The sequence below is a fragment of the Burkholderia diffusa genome, from assembly GCF_902499115.1.
In the GTDB taxonomy this organism is placed as follows: domain Bacteria; phylum Pseudomonadota; class Gammaproteobacteria; order Burkholderiales; family Burkholderiaceae; genus Burkholderia; species Burkholderia diffusa.
The window spans coordinates 1-21,245 of record NZ_CABVPN010000003.1 but is presented as its reverse complement, the minus strand read 5'-3'; the positions used below and the strand labels follow the sequence as shown (position 1 = coordinate 21,245).

The 21,245-nt window shown below is 67.5% G+C and carries 17 protein-coding genes; 6 read left to right on the top strand and 11 right to left on the bottom strand.

The window, feature by feature from the left end:
* Positions 1–248: 248 nt before the first annotated feature.
* From BTE28158_RS03680 to hpnI, 5 genes are all read right to left on the bottom strand, one after another.
* The gene (locus BTE28158_RS03680) at positions 249–806 is read right to left on the bottom strand and encodes a hypothetical protein (protein ID WP_059599148.1); all 558 of its coding nucleotides are present in this window, start codon (positions 804–806) and stop codon (positions 249–251) included.
* An 87-nt stretch (positions 807–893) separates the two neighbouring features.
* Entirely contained in the window at positions 894–1,934 is a 1,041-nt protein-coding gene (locus BTE28158_RS03675) for a lysylphosphatidylglycerol synthase domain-containing protein (protein ID WP_151048769.1), read from the bottom strand.
* Positions 1,931–2,815, bottom strand: a complete 885-nt coding sequence (hpnK, locus tag BTE28158_RS03670) for a hopanoid biosynthesis-associated protein HpnK (RefSeq protein ID WP_151048770.1) — start codon at positions 2,813–2,815, stop codon at positions 1,931–1,933. The genes BTE28158_RS03675 and hpnK overlap by 4 nt, the downstream gene beginning before the upstream one ends.
* Before the next feature lie 3 nt (positions 2,816–2,818).
* Positions 2,819–4,240: a hopanoid biosynthesis associated radical SAM protein HpnJ gene (gene hpnJ, locus BTE28158_RS03665; RefSeq protein ID WP_031400064.1), complete on the bottom strand. Its 1,422-nt coding sequence runs from the start codon at positions 4,238–4,240 to the stop codon at positions 2,819–2,821.
* Positions 4,241–4,428: 188 nt separating this feature from the next.
* Entirely contained in the window at positions 4,429–5,604 is a 1,176-nt protein-coding gene (hpnI, locus tag BTE28158_RS03660) for a bacteriohopanetetrol glucosamine biosynthesis glycosyltransferase HpnI (protein WP_059599145.1), read from the bottom strand.
* A gap of 641 nt (positions 5,605–6,245) precedes the next feature.
* Here hpnI and BTE28158_RS03655 point away from each other — a divergent pair.
* Positions 6,246–7,244 carry an LLM class flavin-dependent oxidoreductase gene (locus tag BTE28158_RS03655; protein ID WP_151048771.1) on the top strand — a complete coding sequence of 333 codons (999 nt, stop codon included), beginning with the start codon at positions 6,246–6,248 and terminating at the stop codon, positions 7,242–7,244.
* A 25-nt stretch (positions 7,245–7,269) separates the two neighbouring features.
* Here the strand turns inward: BTE28158_RS03655 and BTE28158_RS03650 are convergent, their stop codons facing one another.
* Complete coding sequence (locus BTE28158_RS03650) at positions 7,270–8,334, bottom strand: alpha/beta fold hydrolase (RefSeq protein WP_151048772.1); 1,065 nt, start codon at positions 8,332–8,334, stop codon at positions 7,270–7,272.
* A 174-nt stretch (positions 8,335–8,508) separates the two neighbouring features.
* Between BTE28158_RS03650 and pdxY the strand changes: the two genes are divergently transcribed.
* The 3 genes from pdxY to BTE28158_RS03635 all read left to right on the top strand — a co-directional run bounded on the left by pdxY (position 8,509) and on the right by BTE28158_RS03635 (position 13,318).
* The gene (pdxY, locus tag BTE28158_RS03645; protein WP_059523664.1) at positions 8,509–9,369 is read left to right on the top strand and encodes a pyridoxal kinase PdxY; all 861 of its coding nucleotides are present in this window, start codon (positions 8,509–8,511) and stop codon (positions 9,367–9,369) included.
* A gap of 284 nt (positions 9,370–9,653) precedes the next feature.
* Entirely contained in the window at positions 9,654–11,798 is a 2,145-nt protein-coding gene (locus tag BTE28158_RS03640) for a phosphocholine-specific phospholipase C (RefSeq protein WP_151048773.1), read from the top strand.
* Positions 11,799–12,169: 371 nt separating this feature from the next.
* Complete coding sequence (locus tag BTE28158_RS03635) at positions 12,170–13,318, top strand: branched-chain amino acid ABC transporter substrate-binding protein (RefSeq protein WP_124902092.1); 1,149 nt, start codon at positions 12,170–12,172, stop codon at positions 13,316–13,318.
* Positions 13,319–13,523: 205 nt separating this feature from the next.
* Here the strand turns inward: BTE28158_RS03635 and BTE28158_RS03630 are convergent, their stop codons facing one another.
* Complete coding sequence (locus BTE28158_RS03630) at positions 13,524–14,285, bottom strand: FadR/GntR family transcriptional regulator (RefSeq protein WP_059599140.1); 762 nt, start codon at positions 14,283–14,285, stop codon at positions 13,524–13,526.
* Between the two features lie 428 nt (positions 14,286–14,713).
* On the opposite strand from BTE28158_RS03630, the gene gudD reads away from it, so the two are divergent.
* On the top strand, positions 14,714–16,066 hold the full coding sequence (gene gudD / locus BTE28158_RS03625) for a glucarate dehydratase (RefSeq protein ID WP_151048774.1): 1,353 nt from the start codon (positions 14,714–14,716) through the stop codon (positions 16,064–16,066).
* Between the two features lie 42 nt (positions 16,067–16,108).
* Here gudD and BTE28158_RS03620 read toward each other — a convergent pair whose 3' ends face one another.
* The 3 genes from BTE28158_RS03620 to BTE28158_RS03610 form a co-directional block, all read right to left on the bottom strand.
* Positions 16,109–16,573 carry a DUF2214 family protein gene (locus BTE28158_RS03620; RefSeq protein WP_059599138.1) on the bottom strand — a complete coding sequence of 155 codons (465 nt, stop codon included), beginning with the start codon at positions 16,571–16,573 and terminating at the stop codon, positions 16,109–16,111.
* A gap of 37 nt (positions 16,574–16,610) precedes the next feature.
* Entirely contained in the window at positions 16,611–17,411 is an 801-nt protein-coding gene (locus BTE28158_RS03615; protein WP_059599137.1) for a hypothetical protein, read from the bottom strand.
* Positions 17,412–17,646: 235 nt separating this feature from the next.
* The gene (locus tag BTE28158_RS03610; RefSeq protein WP_059599136.1) at positions 17,647–18,711 is read right to left on the bottom strand and encodes a glycosyltransferase family 4 protein; all 1,065 of its coding nucleotides are present in this window, start codon (positions 18,709–18,711) and stop codon (positions 17,647–17,649) included.
* A gap of 561 nt (positions 18,712–19,272) precedes the next feature.
* Between BTE28158_RS03610 and BTE28158_RS03605 the strand changes: the two genes are divergently transcribed.
* Positions 19,273–21,102 (top strand): ABC transporter ATP-binding protein, encoded by a 1,830-nt coding sequence (locus BTE28158_RS03605; protein ID WP_124623290.1) that lies wholly within the window; start codon positions 19,273–19,275, stop codon positions 21,100–21,102.
* On the opposite strand, the gene BTE28158_RS03600 is transcribed toward BTE28158_RS03605, so the two are convergent.
* The coding region (locus tag BTE28158_RS03600; protein ID WP_217481641.1) for a hypothetical protein at positions 21,057–21,245 on the bottom strand (189 nt) is incomplete at its 5' end. The genes BTE28158_RS03605 and BTE28158_RS03600 overlap by 46 nt on opposite strands.

The following is a 21,245-nucleotide window of genomic DNA, read 5'->3' as shown; positions in this document are numbered from 1 at the left end:
ATATGAACACCGGCGCGCATACCTTTCCGCGCCGGGCTGACGCGGATAGTCGCAAGCGAAATTGATTGCCTCAAATCACCGTGCACGCGATTGCTGCGCCGCAGCAATTCGTCCCACCATTTGCAGGCACGGCCTACGCCACTGTTTCAAAAGGAAAAAAGCCGCTTCCTGACAGTCGGATGACACGCAGGTAAGCGGACTTTTTGCAATTTTCCGGTCGCTTTTTCGATATAGCGCCGCAGCCGGTCTCACCGCCCCTTCAGGATGTCGGAGCGCGAAGTCGTATAGACAAGCCCGTCCGGGCCGAAATGAACGTTAAAGAATGCGTCGGTGTTCACGCCGTCCTCGAGCCAGCGCCAGCTCCACACCGTCTCGGGCTTCAGCGGGTATTGCGCGATGTCGCCCGGCTTGCCGAGCAGGCGCCGCACCTCGTCCTCGGTCATCCCGGGACGCACCTTCGCGAAATTCTCGGCGGTCAGCACCTGCGTCGCGCCCGTGTAGTGCCCGCTCGCGTCGAGGTCGACGAACCAGGTCTGGTTGCCCATCGGGCCGCGCGGATATTCGAGGCGCTTCGAGCCGTCGGTGAAGGCGCGCTCGGTCTCGGGCTTGCCCATCGTGGCGCGCACGTCGGCTTCGGTCGATACGCCGGCCTTCAGCCCCTTGAGCAGCAGCGGTGCCGGCTTGATCGCGTTGAAAAAGTCCCTGATGCGTTGCACGTCGAAATTGCCTTGCTTGTCGTCGCAGCCGGTCAGCGCCAGCGCGGCGGCCAGCATCGTCACGGGAAGAAGCCGGAAACGGAAAATCATCAGAAGAAATGCGCGTCGAGAAAACACGCGGCAAGGATACCCGCGCGACGCCAAAAGCGCGAGACGGGCGCGCGGCCCGTCTCGTGTTCAATGCATCGTTTCGGTTTCCACCTCGGCCTCGCGGCTCGCCTGCGCCGCGCGCCCCCCGGCCGGCGCGGCCTTGATCCGGCGGCGCGTGCGCACCAGTTCGGCCAGCTGCCACGAACCGAGCGCCAGGCAGCCGAACAGCACCTCGCGGCCGCGCTTGACCAGCGCGAGCGACAGCGCCGTCTCGCGATCGACGCCGAACATCTGCGCGAGCAGCACGACGGTCGCCTCCTGCACGCCGAGACCGCCCGGCACCATGAACGCCGCATGCCGCACGGCCTGCGTCATCGCCTCGATGGCGATCGCGCCACCGATCGATACCGGATGGCCGAGCAGCGCGAGCGCCCAATAAATTTCGAGCGCGCCGAGCACATAGCCGGACAGCTGCCAGAAGAACGCGCTGAACAGCAGGCCCGTGCGCGACATCAGGCTATCGATGTCGGCATCGAGCCGCTTGCCGTCGACGCCCTGCAGCAACCGGTGCGAATCGCCGAGCAGACGCCCCGCGAATCGCTCGATCGCGTGGAAGATTCCGCCGCGCCGCATCAGCACGACGCCGAGCACCGGCAGCGGCAGCGTCAGCAGCAGCGCGAGGCCGATCGTGCCGCCGCCCATGTCGTGCGTCGTCGCGAGCAGCAGCACGAGGCCGAGCGCGGCGAACGCATACTGGACGACGATCGTCACCAGCACCTCGACGATCACCGACGCGGTCACGCGGCTCGCATCGGGCACCTGCCAGCGCGCCATCCGGATCCCGACCAGCTCGCCGCCGATCCCGACCACCGGCAGCAGCCGGTTCACGGCTTCGCGCACGGTCGCGACCCACCACAGGAACGACAGCGGCGCGCGCCGGTCGAGCAGCTGGTGCCACGCATACGCGTCGAGCAGCAGCGGCAGCGCGTGGAACGGCACGAGCCACAGCAGCGCGAAACCGGCGCGCTCGAGCATCTGGGTAACGTCGCCGATGCCTTCGTGCAACCCGAGCGCGAGGAGGATGCCGATGCCGAGCGGCCAGCCGAGCCATTTGATCCACTTGGTCATGACGGCTGCGCTCCCGGTGCGCGCGACGATTGCGCGCCGCGCCGCACCGCGGGCTGGCCGAATACGTCGGCAAAACCGCCGGTCGCGACGCCCGCAGCCTTCAGCGCGGCCGCGACGCGCGGAGACAGCAGCGCGTCCAGTTCGTCGACCGGACGGTAATCGGCCATCGTCGGCGTGATCGGGCCGTCGCCCGCTTCCGCCGGATGACAGTAGATCTCGCCGACTCCGGGCGGCAGCTTGGCCAGCGCGTCGAGCAGCACGGCCTCGTCCATCGCGCCCGTATGCTCGATCCCGACCACATAGTCGTTATGCGCAAGCCCCGCGCGGTCGAGCCGCGCGCGCACCAGCGCGATCCACGGCTTGAGCAGCGCGGGCGCGCTCGTTTCGTACGGCAGCCGCACCGCGCGCAGCCCGTAGTCGCGGCCGATCTCGATGATCATCGACAGCACGGTCGGATGCAGGTGGAAATGCTTGTGCGCGTTCACGTGGTCGAGCGGCAGGCCGCTTGCCGCGAACACTTCGAACTGCGCGCGGATCTCGCGGCGCAGCTGCGCGCGCACGTGCGGCAGGAAGAAGAAGCGGCAGCCGCCCTTCGCCATCGCGTCGCCGAACCGCCCGTCGGGGCCGACGAGCGCGGGGATCTCATGCGCGGGCAGCGTGGCCGGCCCATCCGCGAGGACCAGATGCAGGCCGACCGCGAGCGACGGCAGGCGCCGCGCGCGTTCGATCGCATCCTGCGCCGCGGGCGCACCGACCATCAGGCTCGCGGCGTTCAGCACGCCGTCGCGATGCGCGCGCTCGACCGCCGCGTTGACGCGCGGGTGCAGCCCGAAGTCGTCCGCGGTGAAGATCAGCGCCCGCGCCGCCCGCTGCGTCGTCACGAATCAGGCCTCGTGCGCGCGCAGGAAGCGGAAGAACTCGACGCCTTCGCGCAGCCGGCGCTTCATCATGTCCCAGCTCGTCAGCATTTCGCGGACGATCTCCCAGATCTTCGACGGACGGAAGTAGAACTGGCGATAGAACTGCTCGAGGTGGTGATAGATCTCGTCGCGCGACAGGTGCGCATAGCCGATCGCCGCCAGCTGCACGCCTTCCTTGCTAACCAGGTTGATGGTCTTGTTCTCTTCCATCCAGCCGTTTTCCACGGCCTGCTTGTAGAGCGTCGTGCCCGGATACGGCGCGGCGAGCGATACCTGGATCGTATGCGGATTGATTTCCTTCGCGTACTCGATCGTCTTCTTGATGGTTTCCTGAGTCTCGCCCGGCAGGCCGAGAATGAAGGTGCCGTGGATCTTGATGCCGAGCTTCTTGCAGTCCGCGCTGAAGCGGCGCGCGAAATCGGTGCGCACGCCCTTCTTGATGTTCACGAGGATCTGGTCGTCGCCGGATTCGAAGCCGACCAGCAGCAGGCGCAGGCCGTTTTCCTTCATGACCTTGAGCGTCTTGTACGGCACGTTCGCCTTCGCGTTGCACGACCACGTCATGCCGAGCTTGCCCAGACCGATAGCGATGGCTTCGGCGCGCGGCAGGTCGTCGGTGAAGGTGTCGTCGTCGAACATCAGTTCCTTCACTTCCGGCATGTTGTCGCGGATCCACTTCGCTTCGGCGAGCACGTTCTCGACCGAGCGCGTGCGGTAGCGATGGCCGCTGACCGTCTGCGGCCAGAGGCAGAACGTGCAGCGCGACTTGCAGCCGCGGCCCGTATAGATCGACACGTACGGGTAGTTCAGGTAGCCGATGAAGTAGTTGTCGATCTTCAGGTCGCGCTTGTAGACGGGCGCGACGAACGGCAGTTCGTCCATGTTCTCGAGGATCGGACGCGCTTCGTTGTGCTCGATCGAGCCGTCCTTCGCGCGCCAGCTCAAGCCCTTGATCTCGGGGAACGGCTTGCCTTCGGCGATTTCCTTGCAGGTGTAGTCGAATTCCTCGCGGCACACGAAGTCGATCGCCTCGCTCGCCGTGAGCGAATTGTGCGGATCGACCATCACCTTCGCGCCCACCATGCCGACCAGCATCGACGGCTTCATCTTCTTCAGATCCTGCGCGAACATCGCGTCGGTCGGGAAGGACGGCGTGCTCGTGTGGATGATCACGAGATCGTAGTCGTTGGCGATCTTCAGCGTCTCTTCGACCGACAGGCCGTCGGCCGGCGCGTCGACGACGCGGCTGCCCGGCACGAGCGCCGCCGGCTGCGCGAGCCACGTCGGGTACCAGAAGGAACGGATTTCGCGCTTCGCCTGGTAGCGCGAACCGGCTCCGCCGTCGAAGCCGTCATACGAAGGGGCCTGCAAGAACAGCGTTTTCATGAATGCTCCGGTAGCCTGCATAGTTCGATTCGTTTCAACGATTCAGTCAATCAACCGCGGGCCGCCCTGCCGGCGCCCGCATCTCTGTCATGTCGCGTCGCACGGGCGTTGCCGCGCGGCGCGTCTCGGCCTTCGGGCCGGATTCGATCGGGACCGCACGCATGGCCGGCTCCCTCGGGGAACGCACCTCAGCGGCCGTCCCCACCTTCCACTGCCGCCGTCGCGCGTTCGCCGCCGACGACCGTCATCCTCGCGCCACGCCACACGACGTGCGTGCCGAACGCGGCCGCGAGCCATTCGAGCGCGAGCAGCGTGTCGCGCACCGCGACGAGCGGCAGATCGCGCCAGAAGGCGCACCAGCCGTCCTCGCCGCGCGCGTGCAGCACGAGCCGCCCGAACGCACCGACGACGGCCGCGCCACCCGCCAGCGTCCCGGCGACGGTGCCGTCGAGGCGCAGTGCCAGTGCCGCGCCGATCGCGAGCCACGGCGCGGTAAACGTGATGAACAGGAACGCGAAGCCGGCAGGATTCAGCGAACGGATCGTGCGCAGCCAGCGCGTCTCGCGGTGCCAGAGCGGCCCGAACGACGGCTCGATCACGTCGGTCGCGACCTCGACCTCGGACAGCACGGTGCGCCGCCCGAGGCGACGCGGCAGCTCGGCAAGCCAGAAATCGTCGGCCAGTTCGTCCTTCAACGCGATGAAGCCGCCGATCCGGGCGAGCGTGTCGCGCGTCAGCGCGAGCGTCGCGCCGAAGCCGAAGCGGCTCGAGCGGCCGAGGTGCGTGATCCGTACCGACGGCGCGAACCAGGCATCGACGAACTGCGCGCCGATCCGCGTCCAGAACCCGCCGACGCTGCGCGCATGATACAGGCACGTGACGACCCCGACCGACGCATCGGCGAGCGGCGCCGTCACGCGCTCCAGATAATCCGGCTTCACCGCGATGTCGCTGTCCGCGATCACGATGCGGCCGTACTTCGCCCGCTCGGCCAGATTGATCAGATTGCTGACCTTCAGGTTCTTGCCGTGCACGCGCGCGTCAATCACGAGCGTGATGTCGCATTCGGGATAATCGGCGCGCAGCCGCTCCACCACGGCGATGGCCGGATCAGCCGCCGAAGCGACCCCGAACAGCACTTCATGGCGCGGGTGGCGCTGCTCGCAGAACGTCGCGAGGTTCTCGTACAGGTGCGGCTCCGCGCCGCACAGCGGTTTGAGCACGCTGACTGGCTCGAAGCCGTCGCGCGCGGCGGTGCGCGGCGTGCGCGGCTGCGGCGCGAACGCGGCGACGAGCGCGTAGCCAGCCGCGGCCAGCGTGAACACGGTCAGGAGCCAGTCCAGCAGCGTGACGGCCGGCGTCATGCGCGATGCCCTCCGGCAACGCGCGCGCCCTGCCGATCGATCGAACCGGGTTGAACGTGATTGGATATTCCGACAGCAACGAACGCGGGCACGACCCGACTCCTTGTTCCAGCAGCGTCTGTGTAATGGGGAGGCACGGCCCATTCCCCGAAGGCGGCCATGCCCGGCTTCGCGTGGCACATCCTCGCGCGATGCCCGGACGGGATGCGGGAAGATTCGAATGGCTACCATCGGCACAACATGGGCAAGCGCCGGATTTTATCAGCCCGAGCCGACGTGCGCTCGGACGCCTCGCGTAACGGACTGGTGCGATTTCGGCAAAGCTGTGCGGCCGGGGAACCATTCTGGTGCCACCCCGTTCACGTTAGCGTAAGCGCTTTGCAGGCATATTGCAGTCTTGAAAATCAAACGTTTCGTGGAAATTTGTACGTCGATGCGAAGACACGTGCAATCGCGGTAAAGATCGGTAATTATTTGGTGATTGGGTCCATTTTTGCAACAATCACCAGACCTTACCTTGCACCCCTGAAAGGCGCATGGGTATCCGCGCGTCGCCAGCGCGTTCCGGAACCCTTTGGCAAAATCGTCGCCATCTGTTGCGCATGCGCATCACCGCGCCCCTCCCTTTCGAAGGCCACCCGATGATTCCGTTTTCCGTACTCGATCTCGCTCCCATTCCCGCCGGCGCAGACGCTGCCCAGGCGTTCCGCAACACCGTCGATCTCGCACAGCACGCGGAGCGCCTCGGTTATCGGCGCTACTGGCTCGCCGAACATCACAACATGCCCGGAATCGCGAGCGCGGCGACCGCCGTCGTGATCGGTCATGTGGCGGGCGCGACGAAGACGATCCGTGTCGGCTCGGGCGGGATCATGCTGCCGAACCATGCGCCGCTCGTGATCGCCGAGCAGTTCGGCACGCTCGCGTCGCTGTATCCGGGGCGCATCGACCTCGGGCTCGGCCGCGCGCCCGGCACCGACCAGACCACGTCGCGCGCGCTGCGCCGCGACCTGATCGGCAGCGCCGACTCGTTTCCGGACGACGTCGCCGAGCTGCAGCGCTACTTCGCGGAGCCGGTGCCCGGCCAGCGCGTGCGCGCGGTGCCCGGCGCGGGGCTGGACGTGCCCGTGTGGCTGCTGGGTTCGAGCCTCTTCAGCGCGCAGCTCGCCGCGATGCTCGGGCTGCCGTTCGCGTTCGCGTCGCACTTCGCGCCGGACTATCTGATGCGAGCGCTCGAGCTGTATCGCGCGCAGTACCGGCCGTCGGCCGCATGGCCAAAGCCGCATGCGATGGTCGGGGTCAACGTGTTCGCGGCCGATACCGATGACGAGGCCCGGCGCCTCTTCACGTCGCTGCAGCAGCAGTTCATCAACCTGCGCCGCGGCACGCCGGGCAAGCTGCCGCCGCCCGTCGACGCGCTCGAGGCGAGCGAGTTCGAACTCGCGAACGTCGCGCACGCGCTGTCGTTCGCGGCCGTCGGCTCGCGCGACACGGTGCGCGACAAGCTGCGCGACCGGATCGCGCAGACGGGCGCGGACGAGGTCATCATCACCGCGCAGATCTACGATCACGCCGCACGGGTGCGCTCGTTCGAACTGGCGGCACAGATCCGCGACGAACTCGCGAACGAAACCTGCTGACCGGGCGGGTGCGCCCGCGCACGCGTCATTGCGGCGGGTGCACCGCCTCCATCCCTTCGAGCAGCGCCTTGTGGAACGCGTCCGGGTCCTGGATCTGCGGCGCGTGCCCGAGCGTCGGGAATTCGACGAGCTGCGCGCCGGGAATCGCCGCCTGCGTGCGTTTCGCGAGTTCCGGGTAACGACCGAGCTTCGCGTGCACGTCGGGCGGCGCCACGTCCTTGCCGATCGCGGTCGTGTCCTTGTCGCCGATCAGCAGCAGCGTCGGCACGCGAATCGCGCCGAGTTCGTAGACCACCGGCTGCGTGAGGATCATGTCGTAGATCAGCGCGGAGTTCCACGCGACCGCGTCGCGGCCCGGGCCGCGATACATGCCGGCGAGCATCTGCACCCAGCGCTCGTAGGACGGTGCCCACTTGCCCGCGTAATAGGTCGCCTGCTCGTAGCGGCGGATGCCGTCCGCCGTCGTCTTCTGCTCGCGTGCATACCAGTAGTCGACCGACAGCGGCGGCACGCCGAGCGCCTTCCAGTCCTCGAGGCCGATCGGGTTCACCAGCACGAGCTGCTCGGTCGCCTTCGGGTACGTCAGCGCGTAGCGCATCGCGAGCATCCCGCCCGTCGAATGTCCGACGATCGTCGCCGACTTCACGCCGATCGACTCGAGCAGCGCATGCGTGTTGCGCGCGAGCTGCTGGAAACTGAACTGGTAGCGCTCGGGCTTCGACGATTTGCAGAAGCCGATCTGGTCCGGCGCGATCACGCGATAGCCGGCGCGGGTCAGCACGCCGATCGTGTCCTCCCACGTCGCCGCGCAGAAGTTCTTCCCGTGCAGCAGCACGACGGTGCGGCCGTTCGGGTGCGCCGGCCGCACGTCCATGTACATCATCTCGAGGGTTTCGCGCTGGGACACGAACGCGTAGCGGTGCACCGGCTCCGGATAGGCGAAGCCTTCCAGGCGGGGGCCATACGCGGGCCCGTCGTTACCGGCCGGCGCCGGGACGGCGGCCACGGCTGGCGTCGCGCATGCGGCAGCGACACCCGCGCCGAGCACGGCGGCGCGCGCGAGGGACAACATCTTGCAAATCGAGGGCATGGCGATCACGGTAATGAGAAATGCACGCGGGCAACCAGGCGGCCCCGCGCACCGCGATTCTACGCGGTCGGGCTGACGACGGCGCGCAACACTCGATGACTGCGCGGCTTCCGCGCACGCGACGATCTCGGGTATCGTGTGACGTGACCCTGAAACGCCTGCAGGCGAACGCTCATGAAAAACGTCCTCAGCATTCAGTCGCACGTCATCTACGGACACGCCGGCAACAGCGCGGCCGTGTTCCCGATGCAGCGCCTCGGCGTCAACGTCTGGCCGCTCAACACCGTCCAGCTGTCGAATCACATGCAGTACGGCCACTGGGCCGGCAGCGCGATCGATGCCGCGAAGATGGAGCAGCTCGTCGACGGCGTCGCCGCGATCGGCGCGCTCAAGCGCTGCGACGCGGTGCTGTCCGGCTTCGTCGGCTCGCCCGCGCAGGCGCGCGCGACGGTCGAGATCGTGCGCACGGTGAAGGCGATGAACCCGAACGCGTGGTACTTCTGCGATCCGGCGCTGGGCCAGACGGGCGGCATCCGCCCCGAACCCGGCGTCGAGGAATTCATCGTCCAGGAGATGCCAGCGCTCGCGGACGGCATGTCGCCGAACCACACCGAGCTGCAGAAGCTCGCCGGGCGGCGCATCGAGACCGTCGCCGAAGCCGTCGATGCCTGCCGCGCGCTGATCCGCCGCGGCCCGAAGATCATCCTCGTCAAGCACCTGCACGACCGCAACAGCCCGGCCGACCGCTTCAACATGCTCGCCGTCACCGAGACCGAGGCGTGGATCGGCCAGCGCCCGCTGTATGCGTTTCCGCGCCATCCGGTCGGCGTCGGCGACCTCACCAGCGCCATCTTCGTCGCACGCCGGCTGCGCGGCGACTCGGTGCGCGCCGCGTTCGAGCACACGCTCGCGGCCGTGCACGCGGTCGTGAAGGCGACCTACGACGCGCGCCGCTACGAGCTCGAACTCGTCGCCGCGCAGGATGAAATCGCCCGCCCGAGCGAATGGTTCGGTGCGTGGGTGACGGACGCCTGACGCCGCCGCATCCGCGTCGCCGGCGCGCGCCCTCTGCTGTCCCGCTGTCCTGCTGTCCCGCCTTCCCGCTGTCCGCGTCCCCGTTTCCCTTGCACCACGACCGCCGGCCGTTGTCCGTTCAACGCCGCGCCTGCAAACGTTTCCGGACTTCACATGAATGACACCGAATACTCGCTATGCTCGCGGCGGCACGACCGGTGCAGCCGCATCCTGCGCCGCAGACGCGCCCGTTATTTCCCGCATGTCCCGCCAACCGGCTCCCCCTTTAACGCACGATAACGACCATGACCCGATCGAACCGTCGTGACTTCCTGCGCGTCGCCGCCGGCACCGCCGGCGCCGCCGCGCTGAACCTGTTCCCGCCCGTGATCCGCGATGCGCTCGCCATTCCCGCGAACCGCCGTACCGGCACGATCCGTGACATCGAACACATCGTGATTCTGATGCAGGAGAATCGCTCGTTCGACCATTACTTCGGCACGATGCGCGGCGTCCGCGGCTTCGGCGACCCGCGCCCGCTGCGCCTCGCGAACGGCAAGTCGGTGTTTCACCAGCCGGTCGGCCCGGCCGAGCTGCTGCCGTTCCACCCGGGCGCCGACAAGCTCGGTTTGCAGTTCCTGCAGGACCTGCCGCACGGCTGGCAGGACATGCACGCCGCGTGGAACAAGGGCCGCTACGACCAGTGGGTGCCGAACAAGGGCACCACGACGATGGCGTACCTGAAGCGCGACGACATTCCGTTCCACTACCAGCTCGCCGACGCGTTCACGATCTGCGACGCGTACCACTGCGCGATCCCGAGCTCGACCGACCCGAACCGCTACTACATGTGGACCGGCTACGTCGGCAATGACGGCACGGGCGGTGGCCCGGTGCTCGGCAACGAGGAAAAGGGCTACGGCTGGACGACCTATCCGGAAGTGCTCGAGCAGGCCGGTGTGTCGTGGAAGATCTACCAGGACATCGGCACGGGGCTCGACGCGAACGGCTCGTGGGGCTGGACGCAGAACCCGTACATCGGCAACTACGGCGACAACGCGCTGCTCTACTTCAACCAGTACCGCAGCGCGCTGCCCGGCACGCCGCTGTACGACAAGGCGCGCACCGGCACCAACATCAGCGCCGGCGGCACGCTGTTCGACGTGCTGCAGCAGGACGTGAAGAACGGCACGCTGCCGCAGGTGTCGTGGATTTGCGCGCCGGAAGCGTACTCGGAGCACCCGAACTGGCCGGCGAACTACGGCGCGTGGTACATCGAGCAGGTGCTGAAGGCGCTCGTGTCGAATCCGGACGTGTGGAGCAAGACCGCGCTCTTTATCACCTACGACGAGAACGACGGCTTCTTCGATCACGTGCAGCCGCCGTTCGCGCCGCAGTCGCGCGACAACGGGCTGTCAACGGTCGCGACGACCAACGAGGTGTTCGCCGGCGATGCGTCGCACATGGCCGGCCCGTACGGGCTCGGGCCGCGCGTGCCGATGCTGGTGGTATCGCCGTGGACCAAGGGCGGCTGGGTCTGTTCGCAAACCTTCGATCACACGTCGCTGCTGCAATTCATCGAAGCGCGCTTCGGCTCGCAGTACGCGGTCACCGCGGCGAACGTGTCGCCGTGGCGCCGTACGGTGTGCGGCAACCTGACGTCCGCGTTCGACTTCGCAACGCCCGACGCAAGCTGGCCACAGCTCCCGGACACGAGCGGCTACGCGCCGCCCGACCGCAACCGTCACCCCGACTACATCCCGGTGCCGCCGGTCGTCCAGCATCTGCCGAAGCAGGAGGCCGGCCTGCGTCCGGCGCGCGCGCTGCCGTACGAACTGTTCGTGCACGGCCGGATCGACAACGCGAGCGGCCAGTTCCGGCTGACCTTCGCGAACACCGGCGCGGCGGGCGCGGCGTTCCAGGTTCAGGCGCGCAACCGCGTCGACGGCCCGTGGACCTACACGGTCGACGCCGGCAAGCGGCTCTCCGACACGTGGAGCCCGGCGCCGTCGCTCGGCCTGTACGACCTCGACGTGTACGGCCCGAACGGCTTCTATTGCCACTTCCGCAGCCCCGCCGCGTCGGCGGTCGGCCCCGCGAGCGTCAACCCCGAGGTGATCTACGGCTACGACGTCGCGAACGGCAACATCACGCTGCGCCTGATGAACCGCGGCCACAAGACCGTGCGGCTCAAGGTGACGAACGCATACGGCCACGGCCATGCACGTGAGTTCGACCTCAAGCCGGGTACGCACGTCGACGACTACTGGGACCTGCGCGGCAGCAACGGCTGGTACGACCTGACCGTCAGCGACGGCAAGCCGCTCGGATTCCAGCGCCGCTTCGCGGGCCACGTCGAGACCGGCCGCCCGAGCACCAGCGACCCGCTGATCCGCACGACCGCGGCGCACGACGACGCCGAAACCGCATCGGACGCGCTGTCCGACTGACGGCTCGCATGACGCGGCGCGGCCCCGGCGGGCCGCGCCGTGTCTGCCCCCCACCGCCGCCCGCCTTCCGACCCGTTGCGCTCGCGACGGGAAACTCCCGATACCGGCCGCCCACGCTCGCGTAGAAGCTATGCGCAAATCCGCACCGAATGCGCAGCAAATTGCCAAGACCCGCGCATATCGGCGACCTATATATCGAAGCGATCGGGGCTCCTCGCAGAGCCTGACGGGAGATTCTTCCGGGAAGCATCAGCATGCCAACCTCCCCGCCCGATTCCGAGAAGCGGTCGAACCGCCCGCCCGTCGCACGCGCCCGGCCCGCCGGCTGCGTGCGGTACCCACCCGCTGGTGTAAGAACAAGAGGAACGAACATGAAATTCCGTCATTCCCTGTTGTCGGTATCGGTCGTATCCGCGGTAGCTCTCCTCTCGCAACAGGCCGCTCAGGCGGCCGACTCAACCGACGTGAAGGTCGGCTTCGCCGCGCCGCTCACCGGCGTGAACGCCGGTTACGGGAAGGATCTCCAGAACGGCGTACAGCTCGCGCTCGACGATGCGGCCGCGCAGAAGATCCAGATCGCCGGCAAGCCCGCGCACTTCAACCTCGTCGTGCAGGACGACCAGGCCGACCCGCGCATCGGCGTGCAGGCCGCCCAGGCGCTCGTCGACCAGAACGTGTCGGTGGTGGTCGGCCACTTCAACTCGGGCACGACGATTCCGGCGTCGGTGGTCTACGACAAGGCCGGCATCCCGGTGATCGACCCGGCCGCGACCAACCCGACGCTCACGTCGCGCGGGCTCGCGAACATGTTCATGGTGATCGCGACCGACGGCCAGAACGCCGGCAACGCGGGCAAGTACGCCGTGGACGTGACCAAGGCTAAGCGCATCGCGATCATCGACGACCGCACCGCGTTCGGCCAGGGCGAGGCCGACGAGTTCGAGAAGGCCGTGAAGGCGGCCGGCGGCAACATCATCGGCCGCGAGTTCACCAGCAACCAGGCGGTCGACTTCCGCGCGCAGATCACGAGCCTGAAGGGCAAGAATCCCGACCTGATCTTCTTCGGCGGTCTCGATTCGCTCGCCGCGAACTTCATCAAGCAGATGCGCCAGCTCGGGCTGAACGCGCAGTTCGTCGGCGGCGGCGGCGTGAAGGACAACGAGTTCATCAAGATCGCCGGCCCGGCCGCGGAAGGCGCGATGGCGTGGGAATACGGACGGCCGCTCGACGAGCTGCCGCAGGGCAAGGATTTCGAGCAGCGGTTCAAGAAGCGCTTCGGTGTCGACGTGCTGTCGTATGCGCAGTTCGGCTACGACGCGGCGTGGGCGGCGATCAAGGCGATGCAGGCGGTCAACTCGACCGATCCGAAGGTCTATCGCCCGGCGTTGAAGAAAGTCGATTTCGAAGGTGTCACCGGCCGCATCTCGTTCGCGAGCGACGGCTCGCTGAAGAGCGGGATGTCGACGCTCTATCAGGTGAAGAGCGGTACGTGGAAGACCATCGTGACGAAGGGAGGCTGATCGAGCAGGATCAGCTGCCTGGATAGCCAGGCGGCCTGGGGGCGGGCCACGGCGGAAACGCCGCCCCGCCTTCTCTCGCACGATGCGCGTGCCGACGGATGCATCGCAAGCAATAAAACGATCGGCGCAATCGCGCCGATCTTATGCGATGACTGATGTTTAGACGGTATTCGACGTGACCCGCGGCATTGTGCGGGCCGTCTCGTCAGCTGGCCTGCGTGTCGCGTTCCGCCTCGGCCGCCTCGTGCGCACGGCGCAGCCGCTCGCGGCTGTTGGTCAGGTGCGTGCGCATTGCGGCACGCGCGGCCTCCGGGTCGTGACGCGCGATCGCCTCGTAAATGTCTTCATGCTCGTGATTGAGCCGGCCGACATAGCGCTCGAGGTCGTCACCGGCGAAGCGCGCCGAATTCACGCGCGTGCGCGGAATGATCGACGCGCCGAGCTGCGTCATGATGTCGACGAAGTAGCGGTTGCCGGTGGACTGCGCGATCTGCAGGTGGAACTGGAAATCGAGCTGCGCCGTGTCGCGGCCGCCGCCCGCCCCCGACGCGATTGCGTCGAGCGCCCGCCGCAGCGCGGCGAGGTCGGTATCGTTCGCGCGCTGCGCGGCGAGGCTCGCGCATTCGCTTTCGAGGCTGATGCGCAGCTCGAGCACGGCTAGTACGTCGCGCAGCGTCGTGATGGTCGCGGGATCGATGCCGAGTGCCTGGCGGCGCGTCGGTTCGAGCACAAAGCTGCCGATGCCGTGGCGCGTCTCGACGAGGCCGCTCGCCTGCATCCGCGAGATCGCTTCGCGCACGACCGTGCGGCTGACGCCCTGCGCCGCCATGACTTCGGTTTCGGTCGGCAGCTTGTCGCCGGGACGCAGCGTGCCGTTTTCGATCTGCGCGGTCAGCGCGTCGACGACATCTTGTGCGAGGCTGCGTGCGCGACGGCGCGGCGCTGCGGGAAGCGTGGGCACGGACATGAGGCCGGTTCCTTTTTGAATGATCGTAATGTGAGCCGAGGGTTTACGCGGGGTTTGAGCGAACGCCGATGATTCATTATACTGCGTCACAAGTCATCCGACGACTGATGATCGCGATACGGATCTCCTGTTGACCAAGGCTGGTGTACAAGCACCTGCCGGGTCCCGTGGTTCACGATCGGCCAGCATTCGCGCTTGTGCGCGGCTGCCGGCGCCCGGTTTCACGGTCGACACCGAAGCGCGCATCCGCGCTTGGCTCCGGTCCGCCGCGACACCGGCATCGAGCGGGTCGCCCTCACCCTTTCGGGTTGCTGTCGACATGCGGGGCTTGCGCGCCGCGCACGTCGGTTGTCGAATGATCGCACCTCCCGCCGCGCGCGGCAAAGCTTTTGCCGCACGGCATTGCCCACTCTTTCGCCATCGCCGCCATGAACGCCGTCACTGCCTCGCCTTCCCACGACACGCCGCGCATCGTCGACCTGCAAGCCATCCCGGTCGCCGGCCACGACAGCATGCTGCTCAACCTGAGCGGTGCGCACGGCCCGTTCTTCACCCGCAACCTCCTGATCCTGAAGGACAGCGCGGGCCGCACCGGCGTCGGCGAGGTGCCGGGCGGCGAAAGCATCCGCCGCACGCTCGAGGATGCGCGCGCGCTCGTCGTCGGTCAGCCGGTCGGCAACTACCATGCGGTGCTCAACGACGTGCGGCGCACCTTTGCCGACCGCGACGCGAGCGGCCGCGGCCTGCAGACCTTCGACCTGCGCACCACGATCCACGCGGTCACCGCGCTCGAAGCCGCGCTGCTCGACCTGCTCGGCCAGCATCTCGGCGTGCCCGTGGCCGCCCTGCTCGGCGAGGGACAGCAGCGCGAGCGCGTCGAGATGCTCGGCTACCTGTTCTACGTCGGCGACCGGACGCAAACCGCGCTGCCCTATCGCGACGGCCGCGGCGCGACCGACGACTGGACGCGCGTGCGCGACGAGGCCGCGCTGACGCCCGAGGCGGTCGTGCGCCTCGCCGAAGCCGCGCATGCGCGCTACGGGTTCAACGACTTCAAGCTGAAGGGCGGCGTGTTCGAAGGCGCGCGCGAGGTCGAAGCCGTGACGGCGCTCGCCGAGCGCTTCCCCGACGCGCGCGTGACGCTCGATCCGAACGGCGCGTGGTCGCTCGACGAGGCCGTGCGGCTGTGCCGCGACCTGCATCACGTGCTCGCCTATGCGGAAGATCCGTGCGGTGCGGAAAACGGCTACTCGGGCCGCGAGGTGATGGCCGAATTCCGCCGCTCGACCGGGCTGCCGACGGCGACCAACATGATCGCGACCGACTGGCGGCAGATGGGCCATGCGGTGCAGTTGCAGGCGGTCGACATCCCGCTCGCCGACCCGCACTTCTGGACGATGCAGGGCTCGGTGCGCGTCGCGCAGATGTGCCGCGACTGGGGCCTCACGTGGGGCTCGCATTCGAACAACCACTTCGACGTGTCGCTCGCGATGTTCACGCACGTCGCGGCCGCCGCGCCCGGTCAAGTCACCGCGATCGACACGCACTGGATCTGGCAGGACGGCGAACGGCTGACGCGCGAGCCGCTGAAGATCGAGAACGGGCTCGTGGAAGTGCCGAAGCGTCCGGGTCTCGGCATCGACATCGACATGGATGCGGTCGCGGTCGCGCACGAGTTGTACAAGCAGCACGGGCTCGGCGCGCGCGACGATGCAGCCGCGATGCAGTATCTGATTCCGGGCTGGACGTTCAACAACAAGCGCCCCTGCCTCGTGCGCTGAGCGCAGGACGAGCCGGGCGGCTGGTCCGCCCGGCCGGAAGGCCTAACCGGCCGCCCCGATCCCCCGCGCCATTCCCGACGCGGCAAACACGATGACCATCACGAGCACGGCCTGCCAATGGCCGATGCGCACATAGGTCCGTGCGCGGCCCAGATCGGGCATCTGCTGTTGCCGCGCGGCGATGCGCCAGCGGATCAGCCCGAGCATCGGCACGATCTCGAGCAGCAGGATCAGCACGAGCGCGGTCATCTTGAGGTGGAAGAGCGGCGCGTGAAGGTAATACGCGGCGCCCTTCTCGAAGCCGCCGAACGCGCGTGCGAGCCCCGTCGCGATCAGCACCAGCGCGGACAATCCCCAGGCCGCGTCGGCCTTGAACACGCCGGGCAGGTCGGCGGCCTGCGCCGACGCGATGACCCGGCGCAGCGCGCGGTTGCGCCCCGCGATCGCGGCGAACGCGACGCCGAACGCCATGAGGTGAACGGCTGCCAGCAACCAGCGAACGATCATTGCGCCTCCTTGTCGCCCGCGCGCCGCGCAGGCCTTGTCAGACGATCTGCTTGAGCGCGGCGTCGAGCGCGAGCACCGCAACGCGGTCGCCCTCGGTCGCGAGCGGCGCGCGCATCACGATCTGCCGGTTATGGCCGACGGCCGCCGGAGAATCCCACAGCAGTTCCACCTTCGGCCGCCGAAACAGGCTGCCGCGACGCGGCGGCACGACGGCCGCCTGCGCACCCTGCTCGGCCGCGGCGGACGCGCCCCGGCCGGGCCAGCGCACCGACAGTTCGCGCGCGTCGTACTGGCCGACCTTACGGCTCTCCATCCAGACGATCGCGGTACGCGTGAGCGTATCGAGCGAGATCGCGTAGCGGCCGACCGCGAAGCGTCGCGCGGCCACGTTGGTGCGCCACAGCGGCCGCGGGCGACACATCCACACGATCGCCGCATACAGCGCCGGCGCGGCGATGAGCCAGCCGTTGGTCGCCGTCACCGCGTGCAGCGCACGGCGCCAGCCGGCCGCCCACGCGAACGCGCCGATCGACCACACGGCAAACAGGAAACCGATCAGCGCGAAGACCCGCAGCGCCTGGCGCAGCCACTGCGGCAGCGGGTGGAACGGCCGCTCGGCGCGCGCGACGGCGCCCGGCAGCGCGAGCAGCAGGAAAATCAGCACGAGATAGACGAATGCCCACGGCGACGACACCATCGCCGACAGCGACGCGCGATACCCCATCTGCGACATCGAGAACAGCCAGCGCGCGAGCAGCACGAGACCGATCGCGCGCAACGCGAAGATCACGCCGGCGCCGGGGGCCGGCGCTGCGCGCGTGGTTTTCGATCTCGCCAAGACTGCTCTCCTCTCGATGTTCGTGCGGGCCGGATTTCGCGGCACGGCCATTATAGGGACATTACCGTCTGGACAGACGACCGGATGGCGTGCCGGGCCGCTTCCGGGACCGTTCGCGGCGCCGGGCGCGGCGAGAATACAACAGATCGGCGCCGCAGATGTGACAACGCCCCGCCGGGGACCCGGACGGGGCGTCAATGACGGCCTCAGCCGCAGTGCGGCCGACGCGCCGGCATCAGCCTGCGTTGACTTCGCGCAGCACCGTGCGGTGCTTCTGGCGCAGCAGTTCCTCGTAGCCCTTCACGTAGTTCTGCGCCATCACCTTCGACGAGAAACGTGCTTCGAACGCGGCGCGCACCTTCTCGCGCGGCAACGTATCGAGTCGCTTGAGCGCCGCGACGGCCGACAGTTCGTCTTCGACGACGAAGCCCGACACGCCGTTTTCGATCACTTCCGGCACCGAACCGCGCTTGAATGCGATCACCGGGGTGCCGCAGGCCATCGCCTCGATCATCACCAGGCCGAACGGCTCCGGCCAGTCGATCGGGAACAGCAGCGCGTGCGCGTTGCCAAGGAATTCGGTCTTTTCCGACTCGCTGATTTCGCCGATGTACTCGACGTGCGGCAGCGCGAACAGCGGCTTGATCTTCTCTTCGTAGTACGCGCGGTCGGCCTTGTCGAGTTTCGCGGCGATCTTGATCGGCAGGCCGGCCTGCTCGGCGATGCGAATCGCGGTGTCGACGCGCTTCTCCGGCGAGATGCGGCCGAGGAACGCGAGGTAGCTCGGCTTCACGTTCGGGATCGGCGTCAGCAGGTTTTCCGGCAGGCCGTGGTAGACGGTCGACAGCCAGTTCGCCTGCGGCAGCGGGATGCGCTGGTTGTCGGAGATCGACACGACCGGCACGTCGCTGAACGCGTTGAAGATCGGCTGCAGTTCCGGCAGGTCGAGACGGCCGTGCATCGTCGTCAGATGCGGGACCGGCTGGCGCGAGAACAGCGAGAACGGGTAGTAGTCGATGTGGCAGTGCAGGACGTCGAACTCTTCCGCACGGCGGCGCACCTGCTCGAGGAGCAGCATGTGCGGGGCCATCACGTCGCGGATCGTCGGGTCGAGGCGCAGCGCCTGCGGCCAGCACGCTTCGAGCTTCGCCGACGTTTGCGAATCGCCGCTCGCGAACAGCGTGACGTCATGCCCCATCTCGACAAGCGCTTCGGTGAGGTAGGACACCACTCGCTCGGTACCACCGTACAGTTTCGGGGGCACCGCTTCGTGCAACGGAGCGATTTGGGCGATTCGCATGCGTAACTCCTAAAAAATCGGCTAAAAACCAGGTATGGGTCGGCAACCTGCCGGCGGTCCGGGCTGGATGCATTTCGTCCGAAAATCGGACGAATCAGCCTGCCGGGGGCGTCGAACCCGCGCTGCTCAAGGAGCGTCGGCGACGCGACAGGCATAGAACGTTTGAAACGAAGACCCGTTGACAGGGGTTCGTAAAAACCTGGAATCGAACCCGGAGCCGATTATCTAGGGTTAATCCCGATACGGCGCACAACATTTCAAACACTTTACTTTGTTACAAAGGTGCAACACTTTGCAACCCGCGGACTTGGGCGTCCGTTCTAGAGTGGAAGGCCCTTTTGGCGTTCCGAGTCGTCCCCTCGCTGCCGGCATCGCGATTCCGGCGCATGCGGCAGGACGGATGCCGAATTTTATCTCAAAATTGGTCGCGCGCCCGTGACCAAGGCAAGATTCGCGCAGCGCAATGCACGGCCTTGTTTACAATGCCGGATTATTCAGTCCGGGCGACCGTGGGCTGCGATCCACCGATCCGCTCAATCACCGAATCACCGCACGCATATTTTGGAATCTCTCACCCCTGCCCAGCGCAACGCCCACAACGCGAAGCTGTCGAGCTACGCGCATCGGCCGATCGCGTTTCTGTTCCGCTACATCCGCCTGCATCCCGTCGCGCACCTGATCGTGCTCTGCAGCGTGCTGGCCGCCGTCGGCTGCGCGCTCGGCTCGCAATACGCGATCAAACACCTGATCGACGTGCTCGCGACCGGGCGTCATCATCCTGGCCCGCTGTGGAGTGCGTTCGCGCTGCTCGTCGGGCTGATCGCGGCCGACAACCTGCTGTGGCGCGTCGGCGGCTGGGTCGCCGCGCACACGTTCGTCGCGGTCACCGGCGACCTGCGGCGCGACCTGTTCCAGTACCTGATCGGCCATTCGCCGACGTACTACTCGGAAAAGCAGCCGGGCACGCTCGCGAGCCGCATCACCGCCACGTCGAACGCCGTCTATACGTCCGAGAACACGATGGCGTGGAACGTGCTGCCGCCGTGCATCGCGGTGATGGGCGCGATCCTGATGATCATCGTCGTGAACCCGCTGATGGCCGCCGGCCTGCTCGGCTGTTCGGCCGTGCTCTCGGTCGTGTTGTTCAAGCTTGCCGGGCGCGGTTCCGCGCGCCATCACGCGTTCGCGTCGAAGGCCGCGGCGGTCGACGGCGAGCTCGTCGACGTGATCGGCAACATGGGCCTCGTGCGCGCGTTCGGGATGACGCTGCGCGAACAGAAGCGCTTCGGCGCAACGGTGAAGGCCGAGATGGACGCGCGCCAGCAAAGCCTGCTCTATCTCGAGAAGCTGCGCCTGCTGCACGCGGTGATCACCGCGATGCTGTCCGCCGGCCTGCTCGGCTGGGCACTGTGGCTGTGGGACCAAGGCCGCGCGACCTCCGGCGACATCGTGCTCGTCAGCTCGCTCGGCTTCACGATCCTGCACGGCACGCGCGATCTGGCGGTCGCGCTCGTCGACGTCACGCAGCATGTGGCGCGCCTGTCCGAAGCCGTGAAGACGCTGCTCGAGCCGCACGGGATGCCGGACCGCTCCGACGCGCAACCGCTGTCGGCCAAGGGTGGGCGCGTCGATTTCGAACGCGTGACGTTCGCGTATCCGCATCGCCGCGCGATCCTCGACCACTTCGACCTCCATATCGAACCGGGCCAGCGCGTCGGCCTCATCGGCAAGTCGGGCGCCGGCAAGTCGACCGTGCTCGCGCTGCTGCAGCGCTTCTACGACACGCAGGATGGCGCCGTGAAGGTCGACGGGCAGGACGTGAAGGCGATCACGCAGGACAGCCTGCGGCACGCGATCGCGCTCGTGCCGCAAGACATCTCGCTGCTGCACCGGACCATCTACGACAACATCGCATACGGCCGCCCCGAGGCGACCCGCGAGGAAGTGCTCGCCGCCGCGCGCGACGCCCGCTGCTCGGAGTTCATCGAGGCGATGCCGGAAGGCTATGACACGATCGTCGGCGACCGCGGCGTGAAGCTGTCGGGCGGCCAGCGCCAGCGCATCGCGATCGCGCGTGCGATCCTGAAGGATGCGCCTATCCTGCTGCTCGACGAAGCGACGTCCGCACTCGACAGCGCATCCGAGGAAGCGATCCAGAGCGCGCTCGACCGCCTGATGGTCGGCCGCACGGTGATCGCGATCGCGCACCGGCTGTCGACGCTGCGCAACTTCGACCGGATCATCGTGATGAGCAACGGCAAGGTGATCGACGACGGCAGCCCCGACGTGCTGCGCAACCGTCCGGGCCTGTACCGCGACCTGCTCGCGAAGCAGCACGGCCGCCATCACGCGCCCGACGGCACCGCACCGACCGGCGAACGCGTGGCCTGACGCCGCGCCACGCAGCCGACAAAAAAAGCCGCCGTGCTTCGCGCACGGCGGCTTTTTTCATGGCATTGACCCGTCCTGAAATAGGTTGACACTTTTTCGCCGAAACGAAGAGGTGCCAAATGGAGCAAGGGATCAAGCGGACG